Origin of the sequence: Vibrio sp. Vb0598 (genome assembly GCF_033338935.1) — a bacterium.
Taxonomy (GTDB): Bacteria; Pseudomonadota; Gammaproteobacteria; order Enterobacterales; family Vibrionaceae; genus Vibrio; species Vibrio alginolyticus.
Window position 1 is genome coordinate 82,085 of the sequence record NZ_JAWOTP010000009.1, and the last position, 25,505, is coordinate 107,589.

At 43.3% G+C, this 25,505-nt stretch carries 27 protein-coding genes and 2 pseudogenes; 18 read left to right on the forward strand and 11 right to left on the reverse strand.

Annotation, left to right across the window (positions count from 1 at the left end):
• Positions 1 to 66: 66 nt before the first annotated feature.
• Complete coding sequence (locus R7Q38_RS11445) at positions 67 to 1,917, reverse strand: acyltransferase family protein (protein ID WP_318114227.1); 1,851 nt, start codon at positions 1,915 to 1,917, stop codon at positions 67 to 69.
• A 241-nt stretch (positions 1,918 to 2,158) separates the two neighbouring features.
• Between R7Q38_RS11445 and R7Q38_RS11450 the strand changes: the two genes are divergently transcribed.
• Positions 2,159 to 2,434 carry a nitrogenase-stabilizing/protective protein NifW gene (locus tag R7Q38_RS11450; RefSeq protein ID WP_053349151.1) on the forward strand — a complete coding sequence of 92 codons (276 nt, stop codon included), beginning with the start codon at positions 2,159 to 2,161 and terminating at the stop codon, positions 2,432 to 2,434.
• Between the two features lie 117 nt (positions 2,435 to 2,551).
• On the opposite strand, the gene R7Q38_RS11455 is transcribed toward R7Q38_RS11450, so the two are convergent.
• Positions 2,552 to 3,652, reverse strand: coding sequence for an alkene reductase (locus R7Q38_RS11455; protein WP_017820984.1), 1,101 nt, complete (start codon positions 3,650 to 3,652; stop codon positions 2,552 to 2,554).
• 11 nt (positions 3,653 to 3,663) lie between these two features.
• Entirely contained in the window at positions 3,664 to 4,050 is a 387-nt protein-coding gene (gene gloA, locus R7Q38_RS11460) for a lactoylglutathione lyase (protein WP_053303545.1), read from the reverse strand.
• Between the two features lie 211 nt (positions 4,051 to 4,261).
• On the opposite strand from gloA, the gene R7Q38_RS11465 reads away from it, so the two are divergent.
• Both R7Q38_RS11465 and R7Q38_RS11470 read left to right on the forward strand, forming a co-directional pair.
• Complete coding sequence (locus R7Q38_RS11465) at positions 4,262 to 4,690, forward strand: PaaI family thioesterase (protein WP_017820983.1); 429 nt, start codon at positions 4,262 to 4,264, stop codon at positions 4,688 to 4,690.
• 26 nt (positions 4,691 to 4,716) lie between these two features.
• On the forward strand, positions 4,717 to 5,106 hold the full coding sequence (locus R7Q38_RS11470; protein ID WP_005376487.1) for a MazG nucleotide pyrophosphohydrolase domain-containing protein: 390 nt from the start codon (positions 4,717 to 4,719) through the stop codon (positions 5,104 to 5,106).
• A 43-nt stretch (positions 5,107 to 5,149) separates the two neighbouring features.
• Here R7Q38_RS11470 and R7Q38_RS11475 read toward each other — a convergent pair whose 3' ends face one another.
• Positions 5,150 to 6,025 carry a universal stress protein gene (locus R7Q38_RS11475; protein ID WP_318114228.1) on the reverse strand — a complete coding sequence of 292 codons (876 nt, stop codon included), beginning with the start codon at positions 6,023 to 6,025 and terminating at the stop codon, positions 5,150 to 5,152.
• Between the two features lie 215 nt (positions 6,026 to 6,240).
• Between R7Q38_RS11475 and R7Q38_RS11480 the strand changes: the two genes are divergently transcribed.
• The 5 genes from R7Q38_RS11480 to def all read left to right on the forward strand — a co-directional run bounded on the left by R7Q38_RS11480 (position 6,241) and on the right by def (position 11,717).
• Positions 6,241 to 7,584, forward strand: a complete 1,344-nt coding sequence (locus R7Q38_RS11480; protein WP_017635328.1) for a magnesium transporter — start codon at positions 6,241 to 6,243, stop codon at positions 7,582 to 7,584.
• 295 nt (positions 7,585 to 7,879) lie between these two features.
• A complete protein-coding gene (locus R7Q38_RS11485; protein ID WP_065275623.1) occupies positions 7,880 to 8,416 on the forward strand; it encodes an AAA family ATPase in 537 nt (178 codons plus the stop codon).
• Positions 8,417 to 8,529: 113 nt separating this feature from the next.
• A complete protein-coding gene (locus R7Q38_RS11490) occupies positions 8,530 to 9,975 on the forward strand; it encodes an N-acylglucosamine 2-epimerase (RefSeq protein ID WP_318114229.1) in 1,446 nt (481 codons plus the stop codon).
• 537 nt (positions 9,976 to 10,512) lie between these two features.
• Positions 10,513 to 10,977, forward strand: coding sequence for an ABZJ_00895 family protein (locus R7Q38_RS11495; protein ID WP_017635325.1), 465 nt, complete (start codon positions 10,513 to 10,515; stop codon positions 10,975 to 10,977).
• Positions 10,978 to 11,210: 233 nt separating this feature from the next.
• Complete coding sequence (gene def / locus R7Q38_RS11500; protein ID WP_005388756.1) at positions 11,211 to 11,717, forward strand: peptide deformylase; 507 nt, start codon at positions 11,211 to 11,213, stop codon at positions 11,715 to 11,717.
• 72 nt (positions 11,718 to 11,789) lie between these two features.
• On the opposite strand, the gene R7Q38_RS11505 is transcribed toward def, so the two are convergent.
• Positions 11,790 to 12,197 carry a helix-turn-helix domain-containing protein gene (locus R7Q38_RS11505; RefSeq protein WP_021707542.1) on the reverse strand — a complete coding sequence of 136 codons (408 nt, stop codon included), beginning with the start codon at positions 12,195 to 12,197 and terminating at the stop codon, positions 11,790 to 11,792.
• Positions 12,198 to 12,281: 84 nt separating this feature from the next.
• Between R7Q38_RS11505 and R7Q38_RS11510 the strand changes: the two genes are divergently transcribed.
• The 4 genes from R7Q38_RS11510 (at position 12,282) to R7Q38_RS11525 (ending at position 15,925) form a co-directional block, all read left to right on the forward strand.
• The gene (locus R7Q38_RS11510; RefSeq protein WP_005376471.1) at positions 12,282 to 12,785 is read left to right on the forward strand and encodes a DUF2938 domain-containing protein; all 504 of its coding nucleotides are present in this window, start codon (positions 12,282 to 12,284) and stop codon (positions 12,783 to 12,785) included.
• Positions 12,786 to 13,011: 226 nt separating this feature from the next.
• The gene (locus R7Q38_RS11515) at positions 13,012 to 14,040 is read left to right on the forward strand and encodes a phospholipase A (RefSeq protein ID WP_017820977.1); all 1,029 of its coding nucleotides are present in this window, start codon (positions 13,012 to 13,014) and stop codon (positions 14,038 to 14,040) included.
• A 93-nt stretch (positions 14,041 to 14,133) separates the two neighbouring features.
• The gene (locus R7Q38_RS11520; protein ID WP_239938392.1) at positions 14,134 to 14,592 is read left to right on the forward strand and encodes an exoribonuclease R; all 459 of its coding nucleotides are present in this window, start codon (positions 14,134 to 14,136) and stop codon (positions 14,590 to 14,592) included.
• Positions 14,593 to 14,920: 328 nt separating this feature from the next.
• Complete coding sequence (locus tag R7Q38_RS11525; protein WP_017820976.1) at positions 14,921 to 15,925, forward strand: metal-dependent hydrolase; 1,005 nt, start codon at positions 14,921 to 14,923, stop codon at positions 15,923 to 15,925.
• Positions 15,926 to 15,965: 40 nt separating this feature from the next.
• Here the strand turns inward: R7Q38_RS11525 and R7Q38_RS11530 are convergent, their stop codons facing one another.
• From R7Q38_RS11530 to R7Q38_RS11545, 4 genes are all read right to left on the reverse strand, one after another.
• Positions 15,966 to 16,358 carry a hypothetical protein gene (locus R7Q38_RS11530; protein ID WP_005376463.1) on the reverse strand — a complete coding sequence of 131 codons (393 nt, stop codon included), beginning with the start codon at positions 16,356 to 16,358 and terminating at the stop codon, positions 15,966 to 15,968.
• Positions 16,359 to 16,858: 500 nt separating this feature from the next.
• The gene (locus R7Q38_RS11535) at positions 16,859 to 18,619 is read right to left on the reverse strand and encodes an ABC transporter ATP-binding protein/permease (protein WP_213877294.1); all 1,761 of its coding nucleotides are present in this window, start codon (positions 18,617 to 18,619) and stop codon (positions 16,859 to 16,861) included.
• A gap of 117 nt (positions 18,620 to 18,736) precedes the next feature.
• Positions 18,737 to 19,264, reverse strand: a complete 528-nt coding sequence (locus R7Q38_RS11540; RefSeq protein ID WP_213866366.1) for a DUF6795 domain-containing protein — start codon at positions 19,262 to 19,264, stop codon at positions 18,737 to 18,739.
• Positions 19,265 to 19,515: 251 nt separating this feature from the next.
• A complete protein-coding gene (locus R7Q38_RS11545) occupies positions 19,516 to 20,130 on the reverse strand; it encodes a PolC-type DNA polymerase III (protein WP_171053569.1) in 615 nt (204 codons plus the stop codon).
• Between the two features lie 356 nt (positions 20,131 to 20,486).
• Here R7Q38_RS11545 and R7Q38_RS11550 point away from each other — a divergent pair, with 356 nt between their 5' ends.
• The 6 genes and pseudogenes from R7Q38_RS11550 to R7Q38_RS11575 all read left to right on the forward strand — a co-directional run bounded on the left by R7Q38_RS11550 (position 20,487) and on the right by R7Q38_RS11575 (position 23,936).
• Complete coding sequence (locus R7Q38_RS11550; RefSeq protein WP_054577849.1) at positions 20,487 to 21,347, forward strand: immunity 49 family protein; 861 nt, start codon at positions 20,487 to 20,489, stop codon at positions 21,345 to 21,347.
• Positions 21,348 to 21,455, forward strand: a pseudogene (locus tag R7Q38_RS11555) (threonine aldolase); the annotation flags it as partial.
• 282 nt (positions 21,456 to 21,737) lie between these two features.
• The gene (locus R7Q38_RS11560) at positions 21,738 to 22,598 is read left to right on the forward strand and encodes an immunity 49 family protein (protein ID WP_222712558.1); all 861 of its coding nucleotides are present in this window, start codon (positions 21,738 to 21,740) and stop codon (positions 22,596 to 22,598) included.
• Between the two features lie 52 nt (positions 22,599 to 22,650).
• Positions 22,651 to 22,875: pseudogene (locus R7Q38_RS11565) on the forward strand (Low-specificity L-threonine aldolase); the annotation flags it as partial.
• A gap of 82 nt (positions 22,876 to 22,957) precedes the next feature.
• Complete coding sequence (locus R7Q38_RS11570) at positions 22,958 to 23,218, forward strand: DUF5062 family protein (protein WP_005376453.1); 261 nt, start codon at positions 22,958 to 22,960, stop codon at positions 23,216 to 23,218.
• Positions 23,219 to 23,441: 223 nt separating this feature from the next.
• Entirely contained in the window at positions 23,442 to 23,936 is a 495-nt protein-coding gene (locus tag R7Q38_RS11575) for a YcxB family protein (RefSeq protein ID WP_318114230.1), read from the forward strand.
• 119 nt (positions 23,937 to 24,055) lie between these two features.
• Here R7Q38_RS11575 and R7Q38_RS11580 read toward each other — a convergent pair whose 3' ends face one another.
• Together R7Q38_RS11580 and R7Q38_RS11585 are read right to left on the reverse strand one after the other, a co-directional pair.
• Positions 24,056 to 24,796 carry a helix-turn-helix domain-containing protein gene (locus tag R7Q38_RS11580; RefSeq protein WP_196363361.1) on the reverse strand — a complete coding sequence of 247 codons (741 nt, stop codon included), beginning with the start codon at positions 24,794 to 24,796 and terminating at the stop codon, positions 24,056 to 24,058.
• 104 nt (positions 24,797 to 24,900) lie between these two features.
• Positions 24,901 to 25,362: a carboxymuconolactone decarboxylase family protein gene (locus R7Q38_RS11585; RefSeq protein WP_047104117.1), complete on the reverse strand. Its 462-nt coding sequence runs from the start codon at positions 25,360 to 25,362 to the stop codon at positions 24,901 to 24,903.
• Positions 25,363 to 25,505: the final 143 nt, after the last annotated feature.

Here is a 25,505-nt window from a genome sequence, read left to right on the forward strand (position 1 = left end):
TCTTGCTTTAAAGCATTCAGCGCTTACCTGAGATAAGCGCTGAAGCATAAAAGTTTATTCCCTTGGTTATTGTCGGTCGTAAGTGAACTGTTGCGCTTCATTTGTACTGTTGTGGTAATGCCCAAGCACCAACTCAGCACCTTTGTAAGATAAATGGCTGTCATCCGTATACATCGCATTGTTTGCTCCAACTCTCATTCGACATACGCCATTTCTGCAAATGGCATCGGTCAAGTCGACAAACTCAACGTGCTCAAATTGCTCAAAGTAGTTCACTAACTTCGCCACGTTTTGAGGGTGATGTTGTTTGGGAGAAAAGTCGCAGGTAGACTCTTCTGTCTCGCCAAACAAACGCGCTTTCCAAAGGCATTCTCCTACCGCAAACGGTGCAGAAGGGGTTGGACCGAAAACGACCACTTCCTTTCCTTTCAGTTCATTCAATAATTTGGTTAATGATGCTTCATAATCGGCTTGTGAAAGCTCTTTATTGAAATTAGAAGAGATAACAACGCGACGAATGGAAGGGGTACTTAGAATGGTATCGACAGCCTCATTGAAGAACTGTCGGCAAGAAATTGAGCCAGCAGCTTCTAGGATGTCGACATAACCGACTGCACAGGAATCTTGAGTAAGTTGCACCACGCCAGTTGGTGTTACTTCAGATAGACGCTTCACGTAAACCATGCTGTGACTATTGCCTAACACAGCGATGGTGGGCTGCGGCGCAGACGAGCACACATCGTTAACGTTGGTGTTGCCGTTGCAATCTAAACCATAACCGTTGTTAACGCGCATGGCCTCGAAAAATGCGCTTCTTTCTGGAAAACCACCGTTTTGATGACCAATAACGCCGAGCGTTAGCAAGGGCAACGTCAACAACACAATAACCGCGGACACAGTGCGCATGCTCATGGCTTTTCGGCTACGGAACGGCTTTTCAATAAAGCGCCAAGTGAAGTAAGACAGTACAAAAAGAGCGATAACGTAAAGCGGGATATTGACGTCTTGTGTTGTGTCCAACACGTAGCGGTAAAAGACAAATAATGGAATGTGCCACAAGTATAAGCTGTAGCTGATTAAGCCGACGAACACGACCCACTTTAGGCTCAGTAATCTACCGCAGACATTGCCTTTAGAGGCAAACAAAATCACCAACGCGCTACCGATGACCGGCACCAGCAGCGTAATGCCCGCGCCATCTTGCGATTTTTCAAACAAAAGCGCGGAAGCCAATATCAAAACGATGCCAATGGTTGCTAGAGTATCGTTAGATTGAATTTGGACTTTTCTCATCACTAATGCGAGTAATGAACCGGTTGCCAGCTCCCAAGCGCGAGAGAAGATCATGTAAAAAGCGAAATCAGGATCGTTGCTCGCGTAGACAATAGTCATCAAACTCAGCACAAATACCGTGATAAAAAAAGTCAGGTAAAACGCGTTTTTACTACGAGCGAGTAGCATGAGTAGCAAAGGAATGACAATGTAGTATTGTTCTTCAACGCCCAAGCTCCATGTGTGGAACAGCGGGTTGGCTTGATCTTCTAAACCGAAGTAATTGTGGCCTTTTAAATACAGAAGAATGTTGGATGAGGAAAGAATGGAAGATACTGCAAACTGACCAACGTCTTTGTGTGCTTGCGGCAAAAATAGCCACCAAGACATCAAATAGCTGACGGCGATCACCACCAGTAAGAGGGGGAGTATGCGACGAATGCGTCGCTCATAAAAATCACCAAGGCTGAACTTCTGGTTTTCTAAGTCGTTAATCACGATGGTGGTGATCAAATAGCCGCTGATCACAAAAAACACGTCGACGCCAATAAAGCCACCAGCGAATTGCTCAACTCCTGCATGAAACAAAATCACCAACGTGACAGCAATCGCCCTTAATCCGTCTACTTCTGCTCTGTAAGTCATATCGTGTTGCTCCAACATTCCGTTTAATGAAGTAGAGCAAAATATGAACCAGAAATAATGTTTATTTAAATCAGTGTCTTAAAGTGATTTTCAAAATGAAAATGCTAGGTGGGTTAACGAATTCCTAAATTGAATTTCAATATGGAAACCCCATAAAGAATGATCTTAAGAAGCGCTAAATCAAAGAACGTAAAGCGCGAGGCACTTAGACTTCATTGAAAATGATTACGCTAAAGAAACGATGACAGAGAATACGATTCAGGAAAAAATTGCCAGCTTTACTTGTATCGAAGAGGCTTTGAATTACTTCGACATCGAGTTTGATAGCCGATTTATCGAAAACAATCGAACCGAGTTGGTTAAGAGGTTTAACGGCTACTTAATCCTCACTAAACCGGATGATTGGTTTTCAGGTCGTCGTGCTTTAAAGAATGCTTACTGTAAAGTACAACGCAGTTTGCTCAGTAAAACGACGCGCTCTGCGTGTCGAGGTTGTACATCTTGTCAAAGACGTTAATTCTGGTGGCTTGCCTAAAAAGAACCCTGCATCTTGGCGTTACAGGGGGAAGAGCAAGGTTCTTTTGGTTTCGCTATTGGTTTGTCGCGAGTTGCGAATCAGCTTTACGTAGATGAATTAACCCGCGTGGTACGCAGGGTAGTCCACTAAGCCTTTTTCACCGCCGCCGAACAATGTGGCAGGGTCATGTTCTGCCAGTGGATAGCCATGCTTGATGCGGCTTGGTAAGTCTGGGTTTGCAACAAACGGACGGCCAAAGCCAATCATGTCGGCTAAACCACTTTCAATCGCGTGTTGCGCCTTTTCTGCGTTGTAACGACCGGCATAGATCAGTGTGCCTTTATACGCCTCACGAACTGCGGTTTTAAAGTCGTGCGGAGTGTCTGGCGCGTCGTCCCAATCCACTTCTGCAATGTGAATGTAAACCACATTGAGTTTATCAAGCAGCGCTGCAGCGGCGGTGTAGGTTTCTACTGGCGTACTATCAACGGTGCCATTTAACGAAGTGAATGGTGCAAGACGAACACCAACACGCTCTGCGCCAATAGCTTGCGTCATCGCCTCTACCACTTCACCAAGAAAACGCAGACGGTTTTCAATGGAACCACCGTATTCATCGGTGCGGTTATTCGCTTCAGAATCGATAAACTGGTTAACCAAGTAGCCATTCGCTGCATGAAGCTCGATACCATCGAATCCGGCTTCTATCGCGTTTAGTGCGGCTTGGCGGTACTCTTCAATAACGTTCTTGATGTCTTGTTTGGTCATTTCACGTGGCTCAACCACATCGACAAAACCCGGTTCGTCTGTGCCGTTATCGACAAATACTTTCACGTTTTCTGCTTTTAGCGCAGAAGAAGAAATAGGTTGCTCACCGCCAATGTTATCAGGGTGAGTCACGCGACCAACGTGCCACAATTGCGCGAAGATAGTGCCGCCATTCTCGTGCACCGCATTAGTTACCTTTTTCCAGCCAGCAATTTGCTCTGGGCTGTAAATGCCTGGTGTCCATGCATAGCCTTGACCCATTGGCGAAATTTGTGTGCCTTCAGCAACGATTAGGCCCGCTTCAGCACGTTGAGCATAGTAGGTCGCCATCATATCGTTAGCGATATTACCTGGTTGAGAAGCACGAGAGCGCGTCATCGGAGGCATAACGATACGGTTTTTTAATGAGAGAGAGCCAAGTTGAATGGGTTGAAATAATGCGTCTGTCATAGGAAACCTCGTTATTTGTGAGTTTGGATGAGTTCGATTTGGTAACCATCGGGATCTTTAATGAACGCGATGTGAGTTTCTCCGCCTTTCATTGGACCTGGCTCGCGAGTAACGTTGCCACCAAGCGCTTTGATTTTTTCGCAAGCGGCGTAAATATCTTCAGACCCCAGTGCCATGTGTCCGAATGCGTTACCCAAGTCGTAACTGTCGGTATCCCAGTTATAAGTTAGCTCGATGGTCGCGCCATCTGGTTGATCAGGGTTACCAACAAACACCAGTGAGTAACGGTATTCTTGGTTTTCAAAACGATCCAAAACGCTCATTCCCAGAACTTTTGTATAAAATTCGATAGATTTGTCTAGGTCAGCTACACGGATCATCGTGTGGAGAAACTTCATAAGTCGCCTTTTCATAACGTTGCGTAATCACTATGCAAACCATATCGCCACTCTAAATAAACTGGAAATTATCGTTAATTATTAAAATGATTATTTATTGTTATGAAAAGCGAGGTTGCTGGCCCTGCAACATGCAAACAAAGATTACTCGCCGTTTCTTTTTAATTATTGGCATATGCTAGTTACTCTTTTGAGAAACCGAGTAACTATCATGTCCACAAACAGCTACTGTCATTACACTCACGAGTCTCATCATCAATGTGCGGTTTGTTCTTCAATTAATGTGAATCCGAACTCTTTGGCCGTGAACTACCAATACCTAGCCGATGGTTCTGTTGTCGGAGAGTTTCACGTTTTACCGCGTCATCAAGGTTACACAGACCTGTTGCATGGTGGTATTGCCAGTTCGCTTCTCGATGGTGCAATGACGCATTGTTTGTTATCTAGAGACATTCAAGCCCTTACGGCGCAGTTGGATGTGCGCTACCATGCACCTATTCAGTTAGATGATCGAGTCACGATTACTGCACACTGTGAAGGTGAACGACGCGGTATATATCAACTGGTGGCTCAATTGCGGGTCAATAGCGAAGTTAGAGTGACGGCTAAAGGGAAGTTTATTCGTCCTAAAAAGGCATAAATAAAAACGTGTTCTACGGAGAGGCAATGAAGAAATTTGATGAGCTGTATGCAATTGCGACGAGAAAATCTCAATATGACCAAACCAACACTTGGTTTAAAGGCGTAGAGACTTATCTGGAGGCCATTGGCAAAGAAGTTGATGAAGTCCGCGAAGAGATTCGTGAGGATCGCCTTTGTCATTTGGAAGACGAGTTAGGCGATGTGTTGTGGAACTATCTTAACGTATTAAAAGCGCTGGAAAGAGAAAAGGGCATAGATCCTGAGAAAGTACTCGAAAGAGCCTGCAACAAATACGATCAGCGTGTATCTGCGATTGAGTCGGGACGCAGTTGGGATGAGATAAAACAGCAGCAGAAACAAGCCTTGAACGCAGAGCATGAAGCCGCGCAGTTAGAAGATGTAAAGAGCCAATAACTGCGCTTGGTATTGAAAGGGTTGGTTAATAGGGAATACCTAGTCAGCCCTTGGAACTGTTGACCAACAGTAGGTCACAAGGTGGTTGATCAAGTAACGTGTCTACAGTGCTGCCAGACCAAAATTGAGATGACATGCTTCGTTTACATGCCCCCATAATCAAAATCGCTGCTTGTGATTGCTTAACTGCTTTTGGTAACGCCGTTTCAGGGTTTCCTTCCGGTAATAGTAATGGAACTCGCGTTAACTTTTGCGCACTAATAAAATCTGTAATGCCTGCTTTTTGATTGCTTAATATCTCTGCACGATAGCGAGAGAGGTATGGCGCGACGTATCGGCAGTAAACGAGCGTCATTTTCCCGCTTAAGGTTTGTTCTAATTTTGAGCCTCGCGAGACGATGGCTTTATCTACTATCGACTTTTCATCCCCTCGATGAAGTGGGTCGATTGCACAAAGCATGTTGGCGTGAGAAGGCCATGAACGCTCACTCAGTAGCAACAAGTCGCAATCTTGTTGTGCTAGTTCTGTGAGCATCGTTTGAATCTCGTGTTTGTTAAAGTGTCCCACGAGCAGTAAGTCAGTGTGGTCAACAAGTCGTTTCGCAACTTGCTCAACCCAATGGCTCCCTTTGAAATGCTCGTAAGAGAGCGTTGGTGTTTCAAGCTCTTCTTCTTCACAAAGTTCGACAATTAATGCGTTGAACTTTAAGGTCCAAGCTTCAAACTCAGCTTGTCTTTTTTCTATATGGTCAGAGTTGAAACTGAGAAAATGAGCGAATGCGTGATCTTCACTTCGGCGATGGTCTTCCACTAAAATTACAATAGGCTGAGCCAGCGCTGTCGAAAATTGAATCACTTTACGAAGCACCTTACGACTTGGTAAGGCGGCCTGCTGAGTCAGAAAAAATACAGGTGCCATTGATTACTCCATTATCAAACAAGGCGAATGAGCCTGACACACATTCAAGTCTATACCATGAACTGATGCAGAGGCGTTTTGTTTCTGCGAGCGAAATATAAATTCCGCAATTAAGTCAACTATCGCCTAGAATTTTAACATCAAGAATTCATGCCTTCGGATAGCACATATCGTCAATACGGCGAATGTGGTAGTGAAAGCTATAGGTAAAAGTAATGATAGATTCCAACCAATTGCAAATTAACCGCAAAGTGCCACATTTGCTTGCTGAGATCATTAAAGCGATAGAATCGACCGAAGACTTGAGCTTTTTGAAAGACTATCAAGAAGCACAGATTGCGAACATTTTGGAATCGGTCAACATTGCTTACCGTAAGCGTGTCATAGAAGCAGTGCCGCCTGAGAAGTATTGGACGGTACTAAATTTGCTCCGATACGACACCGCCAAGCACATTCATCAATCACTCAATAAAGACTTACAACATGAACGCTTGGCGTACATAACGGATTCTGAACTGATCATCTTTGCGGACTTTCTACCGACCGAATTTGTAGATGAATACCTTATTGATCAAAGTGAAGAGTCTGTCGCGCATATCCAACAAGCATTGTCGTATGAAGACAACAAAGTTGGACGTTATGCCGAGCCTCACTTTCTGGTCGCAAACCCTAAAAACAGCGTAGGAGGCATCAAAACCGAGCTGCTAAAACGTGGGCAAAGTCCAGTGCGGTTGATTATTGTGCGTGATGCAAGTGGTGTGATTGGTACGATAGAGCCGCAAACCCTGTTGCTGCACGAAAATCATATCAAACTTACCGACTTGACCGTAGTTACGCCAATTCTAGAAGATATTCAAACGATTCAAAGCGTCAGCAAACAAGTCTCGATTGATGGTGGAGCACATTGGTTTCCTATCATGGCTGGTGGCAAAATTATGGGCGTCTTGTCGATGGCGACCATCGCGATTACGTTGCGCGAACTCAGCCTACAAGCTGTAGTGGCAGAAAACGTACGAAGCGAAGAAGATTTGTTCACACCATTAAGCGTGGCGACAAGGCTAAGAGCACTTTGGTTGGTGATTAACTTGCTGACCGCTTTCGTAGCCTCCGCCATCATTGGGCTTTTTGATAATGTGGTCGAGCAAGTCGTTGCGCTTGCGATCTTAATGCCTGTCGTGGCGAGCATGGGCGGTATCGCGGGTAGCCAAACCTTAGCGGTGGCCATTCGAGGTATCGCACTAAACCACTTGCACCAAAGTAACTTGAAGCTATTGGTGAATAAGGAATTAAAAATCGCCACCATTAATGGTTTAATTATGGGATTGGTGATCGCGGGTGTCGTTTACATGGTGTTTGACTCTTTGCCATTGGCGCTTATTATTTGCTGTGCCATTTTCCTCAATAGTTTGGCGGCCGCGGCATCGGGTACGTTGATACCATTCACGTTGAAAAAGTTTAACATTGACCCCGCCGTGGCTGGCTCGGTAGTATTGACGACCGTTACCGATGTCGTCGGTTTCTTTGCGTTCTTAGGCTTAGGTGCCATTTTCTTGATATAGAAAGCTAATTGACGCGCTAACCCGCTGATCCAATCTCTCCATTTCCCAACCCAATATTTTGGGCAAGTTTGCTTCGCTCAAAATTCCTCCGTTTTTCATAAACGCTGAACACGCCGTTTAAGCTTTCATTTCATCAATATTTTTCACTGCTCATTTCTATCCCAAAACTTTCCATTGCCGATCTCGCTTAACGCTGGTGTGCCAAATGCCATGCCAATTTCAAACGCCAAATGATGCCAATTTTCTTGGCTGTACACGCATTACTTCGCTCAAACAAAAAAATAAGGAAAAGATTTTGAACAAACTCATCGTATTCACTGGTGGTCCCGGTGCAGGAAAAACCTCGGTTATCGAACAACTAAAAATACAAGGCTTTATCTGCGCGCCAGAAACAGGTCGTCACGTGATACAAACGCAGGTTGCGAATCACGGTTCAGCATTACCTTGGAATGACAAACAAGCCTTTCGAGACGAAATGACAAAAGAAGAAGTGGGCAATTACCGAGCTTTCAATGTGCACCAAGCAGAGGTGTTTTTTGATCGCAGTATTGTGGATGTATATGGCTACAGCAAGTTGGAACAACTGCCAATTTCGCATGAGCTCATCACGCATTGCCAGACGCTTCGTTATCATCCTCAAGTATTCATTTTTCCACCATGGGCATCGATATTCAGCAACGATGAAGAGCGAAAGCAAGATTTTTCTGAAGCGGTCGCCACATATCAACAGATGGTCGATGCATACCACAAGTTTGGTTATCAATTGATCGAAGTGCCCAAAATGTCAGTCGAAGACAGAGTGGCGTTTATTCTCGACTCAGTCATCGAATAAGGCAGACAGATGAATAATGCAAACAAATGCGTAAGGCGATTGTGACCACGACGACAATATGTGTAAAGGGAGTTATTTATACTGGATAAAATTCAATAACTTAATTGAGTATTATGTCTTTTAAATATCTTACCTTATTGCTCGCAACGACGAGCATGAACAGCTTTGCTGATGTGGACCTGCCTTCGGGGGATGATTGGTTAAACCATGTGACAAATGGCCTAGCTCCATATTGGATGATGGAAAGTGCGCATGGGCAACCTGTGGGGAATTTTCCGACATTTCGTTGTGATAACGGTGTCATTCTCGACCCACAAAAGCCGTGTGAAGAATTAAACAAAGGGTGGATTAGCCCGCACTTCGATCGCGAATACACACGCATGAAATCGCGTCAAACTTACGCTTATGGCGTGCTTTTTCATCTTACGGGTGACAAACAAGCATTAGAGCTGGCAAAGAAAGGGACTTATTACCTGATTGATCATCTACAAGATGAGAAAAACGGCGGTTTCGTGAGCTTTACGCGTAGTGGAAAACCGGGGATGGAGTGGCAACAGCGAACTTCTCAAGACCAAGCTTACGCCTTGGTGGGCTTGGCGATGTACTACTACTTGACGCAAGATCCAAAGGTTGAACAAGCACTTATCGACCAGCAAGCGTTTATATTTAAACAATACCGACGAAGCGATGATCGCGGTTTGGCGTGGGTTTTGAAAGATGGTGATGGAGAAAGTGAGAAGCAGCAAGAGTTAGTCGCTCAACTTGACCAAATTAATGGCTACTTGTTGTTAACGGCGCCACTTTTACCAGAGCCAGCGCAAGCCAAGTGGAAGCAAGATCTACAATGGCTGACGCAAGTGATGCTGGATAACTACCACTCCGACAAAGAGCAGCGCTTTTATGGCGCGATACACCACAAAGCAGTAATGATGCCAGATGCGAAACACAATGATTTTGGACACACCATCAAAGCGTATTGGATGACGTATCTCACTGGTCAGTTGTTGGAAAATTCCAATTGGACAGAGTTTGGTTTCAAAGGAATGAAACACACGCTTAAGCAAGCGCAATATCAGCAAAACTTTGAGCAAGTCAAAGCACTTTTCTCACCAGAATGGCAGAGTAAATGGGCACAAGAGAGCATTCCTGCTTGGCAATCAAGACCATACAAGCACTATAGCTCGTCTTGGGAATGGGCAGAACTCGATCAAGCGGCGATGACAGTTTCTCTTGTCGATGGTTCGATGAAAGAAACGCTTCAATACACGTTACCCACTTTTATGGACGTATGGGTGGATCATCAATATGGAGGAGTCGGTCTGAGTCCTAAATCAACCAAAGCGTTCCATTGGGGAAATGGTTACCACCAGTTTGAACATGCGTTGGTCGGGTATTTGTACGCGCAACAAATGGCAAAACAGCCCGCCAAGCTTTACTACGCGCGACCAGCAGAGAATAAAATGCCACTTAATCCGTATTACTTTAGCGCAGACGTAAAATCGTTGTCGTCACAAAGTGATGGAGTCGCCACCGCGACATTCACCAATATTCGACCTTAGGTTGGTCGATGGTGATGTGTTAGTTAAAGTCCGCGTAAAAGCCAATAAAGTCCTCCGATAGCAAGGATGACTATTAGCTATCTAGGTCTGTCACTAGATAAGCTTCAAGCAGTAATTGTGTAGGTAATGACCCCTGGGCGCTTATAAAAAGCCGTCAGAACCACTGGTTTTGACGGCTTTTTATTTTATGACAGGTAGAGGATTCAATTTTCAGCGCGATAGGTCCATGAAAACTTAAGTGAGATTCCAATCACGTCGCATAGTCTCACTAGTGTCATTGGAAATAAATGAATTGTTTCTGATACATAGAACGTATTAACATGGTTGCACTGGGCCCATATGAGTAAACTTATTGAATATACAATTTGAGAGAGAGGGTTTAGTTTTAAAAAATAACAGTTAGTTGGAATCTAGGTTAAATGAAAATAAAACTATTTAAAAAGCTACAAGTTGTATTTCTTGTGGTGTTGTTTCTCTAGGTTGTCCAAGCGGAAGCATGATCTAAAACGCTTATTTTATTCAAATAAATGGAAGGAAATGAAAGTGGAATTAAAAAATAACTATTCAGAATCAGAAATAAACCAGCCACCATCGGTACTTCTTGTTACGTCTCTGTTGTGTCTGGCGTCCGTTTGTTGGGCTGCATTGCTGTTGGCCATTGAATATATTGTTGGGATAGAAATGAGTGGTACAGGCTTTCTTAGCACGTTAATCCCAGCCATGAGTGTTGGTTATTACTTCGGCTACAAGACTGGAGATGTAATGCCATCAAAAACAAGATGGTATGCTGTTTTACTGTGGACTTTAGCAAGTTTGGTAGTGTTCTCTCTTATCTTAATGTCGTTAGATATTTCTCCGTTTTATTTATTATCTGAGCTCGGTGGGGTAAGTATTTTTATTGCTATCATAATGCTAATAACGATTGGCATCGCCTACTTAATTTTAAAAAGTGGTGAGAAAATGGCGATTAGAGTATTACTCAAAGCCAAGGAAAGTCAGTAGATAAAATACAACAAACGATTCAATTAGGATCATGACAAGACGTCAGCCATAATGTGCTGGCGTTTTAGTTTCCTGTTTGTAGGATTTTTATCTAAAAGGCAAACCCATTTATTGTGTTGTAGTTTGAGTTAATGGTTTATGCCTTGTGCGCAAGATAGCTTAGCAGGTTTATGTATCGAGAAACGTGTGTATAATTCGCCACGAATTACGATTTATAGATATGAAAGGTAAGTATGGCAGTCCTCGAAATTCTCTCCATTCCAGACCCAAGGCTTAAAGTAAAAGCAGAAAAAGTCACTGATGTATCGACAGTACAAACGCTGATAGACGATATGCTAGAAACACTTTACGCAACGGGCAATGGTATCGGTTTAGCTTCAACCCAAGTAGGCAGAAAAGAGGCGGTTGTTGTCATCGATATCTCTGACGAACGCAATGATCCTTTAATCTTGGTTAACCCAGAAGTGGTGAGCGGAGAAAACAAAGCACTTGGTCAAGAAGGGTGCCTATCTGTTCCTGAGTACTACGCAGATGTAGAGCGTTACACGTCAGTTGTTGTTTCTGCACTAGACCGTGATGGCAACCCGATTACAATCGAGAGCGATGAGTTCTTGGCGATTGTGATGCAGCACGAAATTGATCACCTATCTGGTAACTTGTTCATTGATTACCTTTCACCGTTAAAGCAAAAAATGGCGATGAAAAAAGTGAAGAAGTACGTAAAATCGCAAGCTAAGTAATATGAAAGGAAGTAACTCACAACCGCGAGTTACTTCCTTGTAAATCAAGAATAGGACGGTAGGGAGAGCGGTTTATCTCTGCTTTTGGGGGACATAACGCTTTACGACCTTCATAAGCCTTTGAAATGAAGAACAGTCCATATGTGACTCATGAGGGCAGGTGGCAACATGGTTTAGGCTGTCTCGCACCGCTTTCAAACGTTTTATTTGCTCATCAATCTCAAGTGCCTTTTTCGTTAGTAAGTCACGATCGATATATGGCTTTGAAACTTCTGATTGATTCAACATTTCTGCCATTTCGTTAAGCGATATTCCAGCGATACGCCCCAAACTAATTAAATTGAGTGTATTGAGTACCTCTGGTGAATATTGGCGTCTCAATCCATTCCTTCCTATCGAGCGAATTAACCCCAGCTGTTCGTAGTACCTGAGCGTTGAAGTCGGCAATCCTGATTTTCTAACCACTTCTGCAATATCCATATTATTCCCCATTGACTTCAAGTTGGCTTTAAGTTGTAGCATGCAACTAAGACCTTAACAAATCAAAAACTTGAGGAGAGAAAAATGCTGCTTTTAATGGGATTGCAAGCGGTGCTAATAGGGATTGGTGCCACTTTGATAATGGATTTATGGGCATGGTTACAAAGGAGAGTGTTTGGTATTCCTTCATTAAACTATGCGTTGGTTGCGCGCTGGGTTTTGTACATGCCCCAAGGAAAGCTTATGCATGCGCCAATTATGGCGTCAGAGGCGATGCCGGGAGAAAAGTCACTTGGCTGGTTTTTGCATTATGCCATCGGCGTTACTTTCGCTTTGGCTCACGTTACTGTTTTTGGTCATCATTGGTTGGTAGAGCCCAGTCTAATGCCCAGCTTAATTACAGGCGTGGTAACGTTGATCTTCCCATTTTTGGTCATTCAACCTTGTCTAGGATTTGGTTTTGCTGCGAGTAAAACCCCAACACCTTGGAAAGCCCGTTTTCTTAGCACATTGGCGCATTTGGGTTATGGTTTGGGTTTATTCATAGCCGGGTTTGCAATCAAAGTTACGAGCCAGTATTTTGCATAGATAAAATGAGCATCATGCAAACGAGTGGTTTTTATCTATGATGCTCAACTCTTGGTTGTTTTTTGCGCTTTGATCATAGTTGACCGATATGTCTAAAGTCTGTTGCATTTATCCAAGACGTAAAGTCGGCGGACATTTAACATTGCCTTAACGTCAGAATGGCAAGCGGTTTACCAAGAAAAACTAAAATTATCTGGTTTGACATAAAGAATATTAAGGGTTTCAGATGGCTTCAAAAGTGGCAGGGATATCAATACTGAGTTTATTGGCAGCGCCAGTTGCGATGGGAGAAACAGCCAGTGCTTATGATTTATGTTTGCTAGACAAAATAAAGCAAAGCAAAGGTGAAGAAACCATAAAGAGCATTCGCGCGCAGTGTGAGCTTGACACAGTAACCAGCACAGTGCCCGCAGATCCAGAAATTGAAGAGCCTGAAGAACTTCAGGAAAGTTTGGTCGACAAGCGTTTGGAATCAGAACGAGAAAACGCGTTCGAACCGTTTAGCCTAGTCGCGCATCGCGTTAACTATATTCTTCCGTTTACATACAGTGATCGTGTAAATAAACGCGCGTATGCCGACACCAAATACGGCGATGAACTGCGTAAGGAAGAGGCGGAGTTCCAAATCAGTTTTAAAGTACCAATGAACTATGATGACTTGTTGTTTGATGGAGATGGTCTGTTTTTTGGAATGACTCTTAAATCATTTTGGCAGGTATACACGGGTGCAGCATCTCGTCCATTCCGTGAAACCAATTATCGTCCAGAGCTTTTTTACTACACCCCAACAGACTGGAAACCACTTGATGGTTCGACTTGGTTAGGTTTTGGTATTGAACATGAGTCTAACGGTCAGAGACAGGAGCTATCGCGCAGTTGGAACCGTGTCTATGCCAACTTAACCTTTGCAAAAGACAATTTTGCGGTTTCTATCCAGCCTTGGTGGCGTATACCTGAAGATGAAAAGACATCGCCTAATGATCCCAAAGGTGATGATAACCCGGATATCGAAGACTATATGGGACACTTTGAGCTATCGAGTGCTTACAAGTGGAATGGTTACGAGTTTACCTTTTTAGGTCGCCAGAACTTTCAAACACATAAGGGTTTTGCAGAACTGGGTGTGTCATTTCCGATTTGGGGCAAAGTTCAGGGGTACGCACAATACTCAGCGGGTTATGGTAAGAGCTTGATCGACTATGATCATAATCAGCAGCGGATTGGTGTTGGTATTGCAATCAACGGTGTTTTGTAGTTTTTCGTAGATGGATAGAAATTAACACTGGCAATTGAAATTTCAATATTTAGAATGCGAGGCTGAAATTGATTTCTAACCTAGAGTGATTTTATGCTTCGTGATTACACCTTCGATTGTCTTGTAACTATGTCTCGCCATGAGCTGGAAGAGTTTAGTGCTCGTATGATCAGTAAAATGGTGCCAGAAGACGTGATGAATGAGCTGTTCACTTTTGATCAAGAAGAAGTGGATAGTGAAGACCGCATGTTGTCTGCACGTCTTGATGCAATGCTACGCATGACAGCAATCGCACTGAGTGAAATTCAACAAGCGTTTGATGACTCAGACAACGCAAAGCAAAATAGCGAGCGAATGACGCGATTGGTGCTTTGGCATTTCTACGCGATCTCATTCCGTTTGGAAGAGGCCATCACGCTAGAAACACACTGTGCGCTAGTGGAAAAACTAATCGAAAATGCACCTTCGGATGTTTTTGCGTGGGTAAAAACATTGACGGAGCTGCTGCACACTTACGCTGAAATCAACGCGAAAGAGAATCCTCAAGACTAAACACCTGTCGTTTATCGTTCAGTAAATTAGAAACAAGGCGAGCCATTTGGATCGCCTTGTTTTTTCGCGTCAGATAAACCTTCGGGTTTGAAATACCAAACAAGCCTAGACTCAGATTTGTTCGTTCACTAGCGAACGGCGTGATTCCTTCTTACACTAAATCAAGGTGTTTGTTGCTAAACAAGCAAATGCATGACTAAGTCGTGTATTATTTTCCACTTAAATGCGGATAATTTATGTCGAAGAACCTTCTGGTTTTTAAATTGGAACCGACTATTGAGCGTGTACGCTTTCCAGCTGAGCTTCATCTATCTAAAGGAAGTGAACGATGGATCCGTTAACGCAAGGTTTATTGGGTGCAGCTTTGCCACTGGCGGTGAGCAACAAGCGAAACCTTGCAGTTGTTGGCGTGTTGGGCGTGGTCTCTGGGATGGCTCCGGATTTAGATGTGCTAATCCGTTCTTCAACTGATCCTTTGCTGTATTTGGAATACCATCGCCAATTTACTCACTCGCTCTTGTTTATCCCGTTTGGTAGTTTCATTTGTGCTTTGTTGTTGTATCCATTGTTCGCAAAAAAGCGAGGACTAAGCTTCCGGCAGAGTTGGTTTTACTGCGCGCTTGGTTATAGTACCCATGCGTTATTAGACGCATGCACCAGTTATGGAACACAGCTTCTATGGCCGATAAGCAACACGCGTTATGCTTGGAACACTATTTCGGTAATCGACCCCGCGTTCACACTCCCTATTTTAATATTGCTTTTGTTTGTTGCACTGAAGCGAAGCCCAAACTATGCCCGCATTGCATTTTTATGGTGCCTGGCTTACCTAAGTCTTGGAACGATACAACGAGATAGAGCAGAAGTAGCTGGTTGGGAAATCGTCAAAGAGCGACAACACAACGCTATACAATTAAAAGCCAAACCAAGTTTCAGCAATCTTTTGGTTTGGAAACTAATTTATGAAACGGAAGAGAGCTACTATGTAGATGCCGTAAGGGTGGGGCGTTCAATAAAAATTTACCCTGGCGAATCAACTCCAAAGTTAAATATAAAAGAGCAATTTCCGTGGCTAAACCCGCAATCGCAACAAGCAAGAGACATCGAACGTTTCCGTTGGTTTTCAAACGGTTTTGTAGCGACGGATCCGAATAATGAAATGCGAATTGTTGATATGCGTTATTCCATCGTACCAAACCAAATTAATGCGTTATGGGGCATCAATCTATCCCCAAAAGCCAGCGCAGACGCGCACGTTGAATACACTGCTCATCGAGGAAGTACTGCAGAAGATCGCCAAGTTTTTTTCAACATGCTTACGGATTTTGAGTGATGGTTTTACTTTGGATGTCGATGCGGTTTCGTAATAACTATTACGCAGACTGAAAGTCCTTTACTAGGGTCGGCTTGCTAGCGAAGAAAATCTTGCCAAACAGGGACTTGTACTTCCAGCCAAGAGACAAAAGCCGTTTAGCTAAGTTCTTGTTTTCAATGATTGCAACCTCAACACCTTGGTAGTGGTAAGGATTGCTTTTGATGTAGTCGATAAATGCAGTAAGCACGCCTTGCCCGCGAACGGAGGGTGCAAAGTTGACTGCTACAATAGAAAAGCGTTGGCTACCTGCTGGGCAACGGACTAAACAGTGCCCAAGAGGATGAGTAATAGTCTCAGAAAATTCAGGAAAAGGGCGAGACTCAAGCTCTTGAGAAAGCGCATCGTATCGCTGACATAGATAAGAAAATAGTTGTTTCGCTTCGCTGTTCATATCGGTGCCGCTTTTGTGTTGCTTGGTTTGAAGGCATTGATGTCTCAAACATTGTAACCATAGATAGCAACACAAAACGCGGTAAACTTTTTCAGTAATGATTTCCTATTTTTGAAACCTTAATTGTTACAAATGAAGTTGATTGGGTTTTATATGGTAGTTGTGAACGAGTGTTTCTAGTTGAAGGGAGAATACGCTGGTTACTGGATTCTTACTGGAATTCCTTTGTTAAAAGGCGAGCTGCTTGGTTTAATGCCGCTCGTTTAACTGCGAGTGGCATCTTTTGTATTTCGTCACCTTGTACAGCGACGATGGGACATGATGTGGGATCTTCTATCCTAGCTCTTCATGGTCTAAATTATCTCATTAACCACTCAGCGCACTGCTATCAGATCCCTAGTCTCGCCAGGGCTCACGGGACTGATACAAAAACATCGTTAAGCTATTGTTATTAAATTACTTTGTTCGCCTTTACTTACTTTTGAACGCTTAACTAGACGTTACTCCAAGTGCTTAAATTGCAATGCCACAAGTCGCTGATACAACTCACAGCTTTGCATTAATGATTGGTGGTTACCAACATCGACTAATTCGCCATTGTCGAGCACCGCAATTTTATCCGCATGTTGGATAGTCGAAAGACGATGAGCAATAATCAGCGTTGTGCGTCCTTTCATTAGAGCTTCAAGTGCTTGCTGAACGTGATGTTCACTTTCACTATCAAGGGCGCTGGTAGCTTCGTCTAGCAGTAAGACTTTTGGATCTTTTAGAATCGCGCGAGCAATCGCAATGCGCTGCTTTTGTCCGCCCGATAGCCTAACGCCGCGCTCGCCTAAAAAGCTGTGATAGCCTTCGGGAAGCTTCTCAATAAACTCATGGGCATGGGCTTTTTTCGCGGCTTCGATAACTTGTTCATCCGTCGCTTCAGGATTACCGTAGCGAATATTATGAAAAACATCATGGCTAAACAGCGCTGGTTGTTGTGGTACGAGCGCCATTTGACGTCGAAGCTCGTTTGGGTCGAACTGTCGAATATCTTCACCACCAAACAACACTTGCCCTTGCTGTGGGTCATAAAATCGTTGCAGCAGTTCGAATAGTGTTGTTTTACCTGCACCAGAAGGGCCGACCAACGCCAACACTTTTCCTTGATCAGCGGTTAGGTTTAACTCTTTGATAGCTGGTTGATTTGGGCGAGAAGGGTAGTTGAAACTCACCGATTTAAAGTTAACCTCAGCACGCATGTCGGAACGGACAGGCAAATGGTTGCTTGGCGCTTTAATATCACTGTCTACTTGAAGGATCTCAATCAGCCGTTCGGTAGCACCTGCGGCTCTTTGCAATTCACCCATGACTTCGGAAATGGTTGCAGTCGATGAGGCAACCATAATGGCATAAAACACAAATGCGGCTAGGTCACCCGCAGACATTTTTCCGTGAATCACATCGCTGCCGCCTACCCAAAGCATGCCTGCAATCGCGCTGAACACAATCACAATAACGCCTGATATCAGGATCGCTCGCTGCTTTACTCTCTGTCTACCTATTTCATAAGCTTTTTCCACCTCGACAGCGAAAGCCGCTCGTTCATGCGACTCTGAGCTAAAACTTTGCACGGTTTTAATATGTTCTATCGCTTCACCTGCGTAGCTGCCGACATCGGCCATTGAGTCTTGACTTTGGCGAGAGAGCGCACGCACGCGTCGTCCATAAAACAAAATCGGAACCAAAACCAAAGGCACAGAAGCAAGCACAATCAGCGTGAGCTTAACGTTGGTGGCAAACAACATTATGATGGCCCCAAAGCACATCAAAGCGCTACGCATCGCCATCGAGAACGATGAACCAATAATGCTTTGCAGCAATGTGGTATCGGTAGTCAGGCGCGACATAATGTCGCCACTACTGTTGGTCTCAAAATAGCTCGGATGCAGCGTAATCACATGGTTAAACACCGCAAGGCGAATATCCGCACTAACGCGCTCACCTACGGAAGAGACAAGGTAAAAGCGAAAGAAAGTCCCAATGGCAATACACAATGTGACACCGACAATAAACTGAATCGCATTGGTAAGCTCTTGCAATGATTGCTGAGCAAAGCCTTGGTCGATAAGTATGCGTACTCCATAGCCAACGGATAACGTCAAACTTGCTGTCGCGACAAGGGCAACTAAGGCCGCCGCAACCCGCCATTTATAAGGTGCAATAAAGGTGGTGAGTTTAAGAAGAATGCTGAGATTTTTGTTATTTTTTCTGCTCATGAGTGACTCACAAAGCGTTTTAGGTACCTGGCATAGTAAGCCAGTTTGGTTGGTGAGACCAGCGAACTACCGCGTTCGGATCAGGAAGTTGAGGAGTTTGATAGAGTAAACATTACTCTATCTGTTTACTTTTAAGTAATCACTTAAGTCACATTGACTACTTACGGAATCCCCATGGGATTGAAATTCAAACTTTCTGATGGGGGTGGTGGCTTCGCAGTTTAAATTAGACATATTTACTCTTTCCTTCATACCGATGACATGATGCCTGAAAATTCCTTTCCAAATAACAACCTTTTGATTGGCAACGGTTGTGGTCACTTCTACACTGCATATTGTTTGAAATAGGCCATCGAAAATACTTAGAACTTTGTTCCTTTTTCTGAAAACAGGATCAAACTTGAATTCCCCATTTGTATTCGTGGTGAAGCTACGTTCGAAAGAACTATTTGCTGACCGAATGTTAAGTACTACATTTGCATTCTTTATGGGAGTATCGTTCTTCGTAATACGTCCTTTTATGCTTGGTGTAAACACTTGAGCTTCCTTACCAAAAAATAAAAAGCCAACAGCAAAAACAGAAATCAGTACGAGTATGAGTAAAGCTGCAAACTGTTCTAAGAACAGAAAAACATTGTTGATCATCGCTTACAAATCAGTAGTCAGTGAATACACCTCGAATTGTTGCGTATTGTCTCGAGTGACTATAGCGAGTATCTAAATCGGTGAGACATAATTCACGATTTTTTAGAAGTTTTGGAGGATAGAGTGACCCAGGCGATCTTTGTTTTGAATAAGAAGCACTGCGATATTGACAGATATAGCCAATATCGCATGTATATCGAAAATCACTTAAACGTCGAAGAGACTAGAATCAGCTTTTAGTTCGGAGGGTGTTACGCACGGCTTTTGGCGAGTAGCAGGTCGACTTTTCCTTTGGCTGTTTTACTGACCGTTTGCATCAACTGAAAACTTGGTTTTTCGACGCCTGAGTTTTCTATCCCTTCGACCATTAAGAGCCAAAGCTTGGCTGTCATTTGCGCATCGGCTAGTGCACGGTGGAAAACGCCGTCGTTGTCGATATTTTTATAGCGAACAAGTTCACTTAGCTTATGTGATGGGGCATCTTGAATGAGCCGTCTTGCCACCAGTAAGGAGCAAGCAAACTCACCCGAATAACCACAGTTGATTCGTTCAAGCTCTGCATCTAAAAATCGTTTATCGAAGGACGCGTTGTGAGCGATAAGGTTCTCGCCAGCAATGAACTCACTAAATGACGCCATTACCTCTTCGCAGCTTGGTGCCGATCGCAACATATTGTTGGTAATGCCGGTGTAGTTCTCAATGAAAGAACTCACTCTGAAACTGGGATTCATGAGTTGCTGAAAACTATCGACAACCTCGCCATTGACTAACTTTACTGCACCAATTTCTATTGCGCGATCACCTAAAGTAGGAGAGAGACCTGTGGTTTCAAAGTCGAGTACGACCACAGAGTTTGCTTGAGGCATAAAATTTTCCAGCTGAGTAATATTGCGCAAGAGTATTATCGAAAGCGACAGAAAAAGAAAGGCGAACACAATGGTGAATATCTGTCTATCTTTACTCCACAAAGTCAGTGTTCGTCGTCCACTGTTTATGGACAGGTACGTTCTGGCTTACCCATCGCGGCTTGTGCGGTAGCCTTATATTTCAAATGTTTTTCGGCTTTTCGATTCATTTCAATTAAGCATTAACTTTCGATACAACATACTGATTATAAATTGATTTTATAAATCAACTTCGGCATCATTCACGGCTTGATTTTGAGGATGAATATCATCACAGCAAAAAATTAGAACAACTTATAATGCGAGGCTAGGGAACGATGGAACCAATGAAGAATCATTATTTAGAGATACCTGAAGAAAGAAAATTGCGTATTTTTCGTGAAGAAGATGAAGATTTCTACAGCTTCTGGGAAAGAATGCTTGATGAAAAACAATCTTTTTATAAGCAACCTCTTAAAAGAATGAAAGGCGATGCTTGGGATTCGCTTCAGGCATTTTTTACTGCTTCAAAATATGGACAACATCAGGCCTCGCCAGCTTATATAAAAAGAGCGCTTGAGTTATTGAATAACGTGTACTTACTGGCCAATCATTCAGAGCAAGTTGTTGAATTCTCCGTTGGGCACCGACATTTTTCGGAAGTAGGTAACCGTTCTATTGCAGGGGGAACGATGGATGCTTGGTTGGATGAAATCTGTTTAGCGATGGCCGCGAGAGATTGGCGCTGCGTAGAGCTGATGACCATCATGGATGAGTCGTTAGTGCGTTTAAAAGATCCTTTCGATGTTGCGCTGGTCGAGTTTGTTAACGGTGTATTTAGCAATTCATCAGCATTACCTGAGTTATTGCAAACGGTGATGGAGAAATCTTCTCCGCAATACTTAGAATCAACCAGAGTGCCATATGTACACTCTTTGTTTATTCCATTTGTGAATGTGTTTGTTGCCATTATCGATGGCGATGAGGCACATTATCAAGAGGCACTGAGGGATGCGTTAGAGGCGCATTACCAGTTCTACATAAATGAAGATGTTCGCTATTCGCCAAAAGGAAATGTTTCTCTGAAACTGACTGGTCTTGCTGCATTAGCATACGATAAGTATGGCTGGACGATTCCAGAAGCCGCATATTTACCTAAATGGCTTGTTTACGGTGAGCATGATCTTTGTTCTAAATAAATCATTAATAGAACACCTTATGCAGTGTCTGAAGCAATGCCGTTCGATGAAAGGTTGGCTCAGCTGCGGGCTCTGTTTGAGCGAACAAAACAAATCTACAAGATCATTGGGCTTTGTTGCGTAATTCGATGGAACTAAATCAGGAAGTTACGATCTGATCGGCTACATCAGTTAATCATCGTAGCCTTATGCCGAAACCTTGTTACAAAACAACTAACTGGACACAGGCGGCTTTTCGATTCATTTCAATTAAGTATTGCTTTTCGATATAAGATACTGATTATAAATTGATTTCATAAAACAACTTCGGCATCATTCAATGCTTGATTTTGAGGATGATTATCATCACGGCAAAAATTAGAACAACTTATAATGCGAGGCTAGGGAACGATGGAACCAATGAAAAATCACTATTTAGAGATACCTGAAGAAAGAAAATTGCGTATTTTTCGTGAAGAAGACGAACGTTTCTATAGTTTTTGGGAAAAAATGCTTGATGAAAAACAATCTTTTTATCAGCAACCTCTCAAAAGAATGAAAGGCGATGCTTGGCATTCGCTCCACTCATTCTTCACTGCTTCAAAATATGGACAACATCATGCCTCGCCAGCTTATATAAAAAGAGCGCTTGAGTTACTGAATAACGTGTACTTACTGGCCAATCATTCAGAGCAAGTTGTTGAATTCTCCGTTGGGCACCGACATTTTTCGGAAGTAGGTAACCGTTCTGTTGCAGGGGGAACGATGGATGCTTGGTTGGATGAAATCTGTTTAACGATGGCCGCGAGAGATTGGCGCGGCGTAGAGCTGATGACCATCATGGATGAGTCGTTAGTGCGTTTAAAAGATCCATTCGATGTTGCGCTAGTCGAGTTCGTTAACGGTGTATTTAGCAATTCATCAGCGTTACCTGAGTTATTGCAAACTGTGATGGAGAAATCTTCTCCGCAATACTTAGAATCAACCAGAGTGCCCTATGTACATTCTTTGTTTATTCCATTTGTGAATGTGTTTGTTGCCATTATCGATGGCGATGAGGCGCATTATCAAGAAGCACTGAGAGATGCGTTAGAGGCGCATTACCAGTTCTACATGAATGAAGATGTTCGTTATTCGCCAAAAGGGAATGTTTCTTTGAAACTGATTGGTCTTGCTGCATTGGCATACGATAAGTATGGCTGGACAATTCCAGAAACCGCATATTTGCCGAAATGGCTCGTTTACGGTGAACAGGATCTTTGTTCTAAATAAATCATTAATAGAACACCTTATGTAGTGTCTGCAGCAATGCCGTTCGGCAGCACCTCGAGCAAACATGTTGCACCTTATCCTGCCATTTAGCTGCGAAGAGTTGAAAGAACTCCAACACACGTTTGCCACGGAAAAGGGCATTTGGTTTGGTAACCCGCAAGTCACGGCACATCCAAATCAATCGATTGTTGAATGGTATATTGGTGACTACCTGCTCAATCTTGGTGATGACGAATTAAGGTCGTTTTTCAATCAGTTACTCGGTAAGAAGGCATAAACTTATCAATATGCGAGCTTACTAACACGCCATACGCGACACTTCATGTATTCTTAATTGAAGCGAAGAAGAGGATTTATCAATGTCAAAAAGCTCCAAACTTCACAATGAAGACAAACTGGTTAAGAAGGCACTAGAGATTGGTGGGAAGATGGCGAAGCTACAAGGCTTTGACCTTCCTCAGTCACCACAACCTCTAAGAGTAAAAGCGATTTACCTATTCTTGGTTGATGCCAAACAGATCACCCCATTACCGGAAAGCAAGCTAGACGGCGCAAGCATCAAACACCGACTGGCAGTCTGGATACACAGTGCATTGCCAGACAACGACCCTCTAAAGTAGAAAACCTCATAAGTCATATAGGTCATTAATTAACAAGGCGAGCCAAATGGTTCGCCTTGTTTGATCTTGGCGAGTGCACCGAGGTCTTCTAATGTTTCGTTATCATTGATTTACAAAACAGCATCAAAAGGGCTAAAGATAAAGCCAGAGAAGCGCTACAATGCTCGCGTTGCAAGAGTGCAACCAAGAATACTCATTTACAGAAGCCTTGAAGTAACCATACATGTCTAAAGATTTCGAATTCACTACAGAATACACACTCGACAAGCCATTTTTTGCTGAGTGTTATGATCAAACTAGCCAGCCAGTTAAGTTCCCGCAAGCGTATTTGAAAGGGATCCTCTTTCTAATTTTTGGTGTGGTTTTATTGGAGTTTGAACTGCTACCTAACGGTTACGTCGGTTGGTTCTTGATCGTATTGAGTGTGATTGAAGCGTGCAGCGTTTACTTCAAAAGAACTTGGTGGCTGTGGCGTCAAACCATCAGCTCAAGCCGCGGCAGTAAAGTGGTGTTTGAAGTGAATGCAGATGGCGTGCGCTACAAAAGCGGTAAAGTTGACCGCAGCCTCGCTTGGAATGAAATCGACCAACTCGAACAAACTGATTTGGGCTTTATCCTTCACCTTGGTAAACAACGCCAATACATCAGCAAATCTTGCTTAAACGAAGAAGTGATCGCGTTTATGGTAGAGCAGCACGCGGCATCAAAAGCGAGCTAACCAGCTCATATCAAGCTGGAATGAGCGTTCTAAAAAGTAGGTGATATATGATCGAACATTGTAGCAAGTATATCGTCGATTCTGAATCAATTGGGTTTGATGTAGAAAGCTAATAAGGCTTAGAGGTTTCTCTTTCGGACATACTGCTTCGGTGTCATGCGCGCAATCTGCTTACACTCTCTAGTCATGTGTGCTTGATCGGAAAAGCCTTGCTCCAGCGCCAATTCCGATAAAGTAAGATCGGGTTGCGCTCGGAGTTGCTCTAAAGTGTGCTTCACTCGTTTAATGCGTTGGTAATGTTTAGGAGTAATCCCCAACCATTTCTGAAAATTGCGCTCTCTCTGGCGCTGACTGATGGTCCCTGTAGGTTGTTCAATAATGTGGCCGACATACTGCGGTTCATATTCCTCAATCAGTGTTTGAACCCAGCGATATAACGTAGAAATCCTTGCATATGGCGAACGAGCTGTTTGCAGAGACTCAAATGTTGCTAGTGCAGAAGAAGCCAAAGGGTGGTCGTCTTGAATCCGCAATAGCTGTTCTAGACGTTTACCAAATAGTTGATAACCAACAGCAGGATGAAAGCGTACGCCAGTCATCACCGCGCCTGGCGGTAGGCAGACCTGATGTGCCAGAATGCTTATAGGCAGTAGGACAACCCCCGGCGTCTGCCACTCACCATCTATTTGTACTTCATTCTGTAAAATGAATACCACACCTGTACCAGCATCACTGAGTAATTGTTTACGTACGGTTTGCGTCGTATCAGGTTTGACGGATGCTGACCAAATGGCTTGAACATAGCCAGCTAAAGCCTTTTGAGGTTTTAAAATATCAAATTCTAAGTTCAAATGAATCATCCTATTTAACCTCAACTTAAATGAGAAAGTGATACACATGTACTTTTCATCCTATTAAGTTGAGGTATAAGCAGTGGCTTACAAGTAAGAACCGTCAAATAGAATTATCGAGGTTTATAGACTCCAACCTTTGGCTTAAATGCCTTAACTATTCGGTTCCAACTATTGATCGCGTTGATCGCAATTGTTAGGTTGACCATAGCTTCTTCTCCAAAGGTATTCAAGGTCAGCTGATAGCTATCATCATCTACTGGTAGGCCAGCAGTTAGTAATTCAGCCCAACCTAGTGCAACGTGTTCTGCATCGCTGTAGAATGGCATATCTTTCCATGCACTAAGCCCCCATATGCGTTCCGGCTTTTCACCTAACTTAAGCGCATCTTTACTATGCATGTCGATACAAAATGCACATTGATTGATTTGCGATATGCGTAACTTAACCAGTTCCCATATGATCATGTTCATAGTTTCTGATTGGCTAAATTGTTCATGGAAGTAAGCTTCCTGAGCGTATAGGATTTCTATTGCTTTTGGCGCTACTTCAATATAGTTGAGTCGTTTTTTCATGGTCATTCTCCTCTGTTTTTTACATAGTAAAAAACGCTCTTAGCAAAAGATTGAAGATTTTCGACATGCACTCAATAAAGTTAGATAAAAGAGTGAACGACGAAAGCGAAAAGTGTACCTATTGGAAACCAAGAAAACTTATG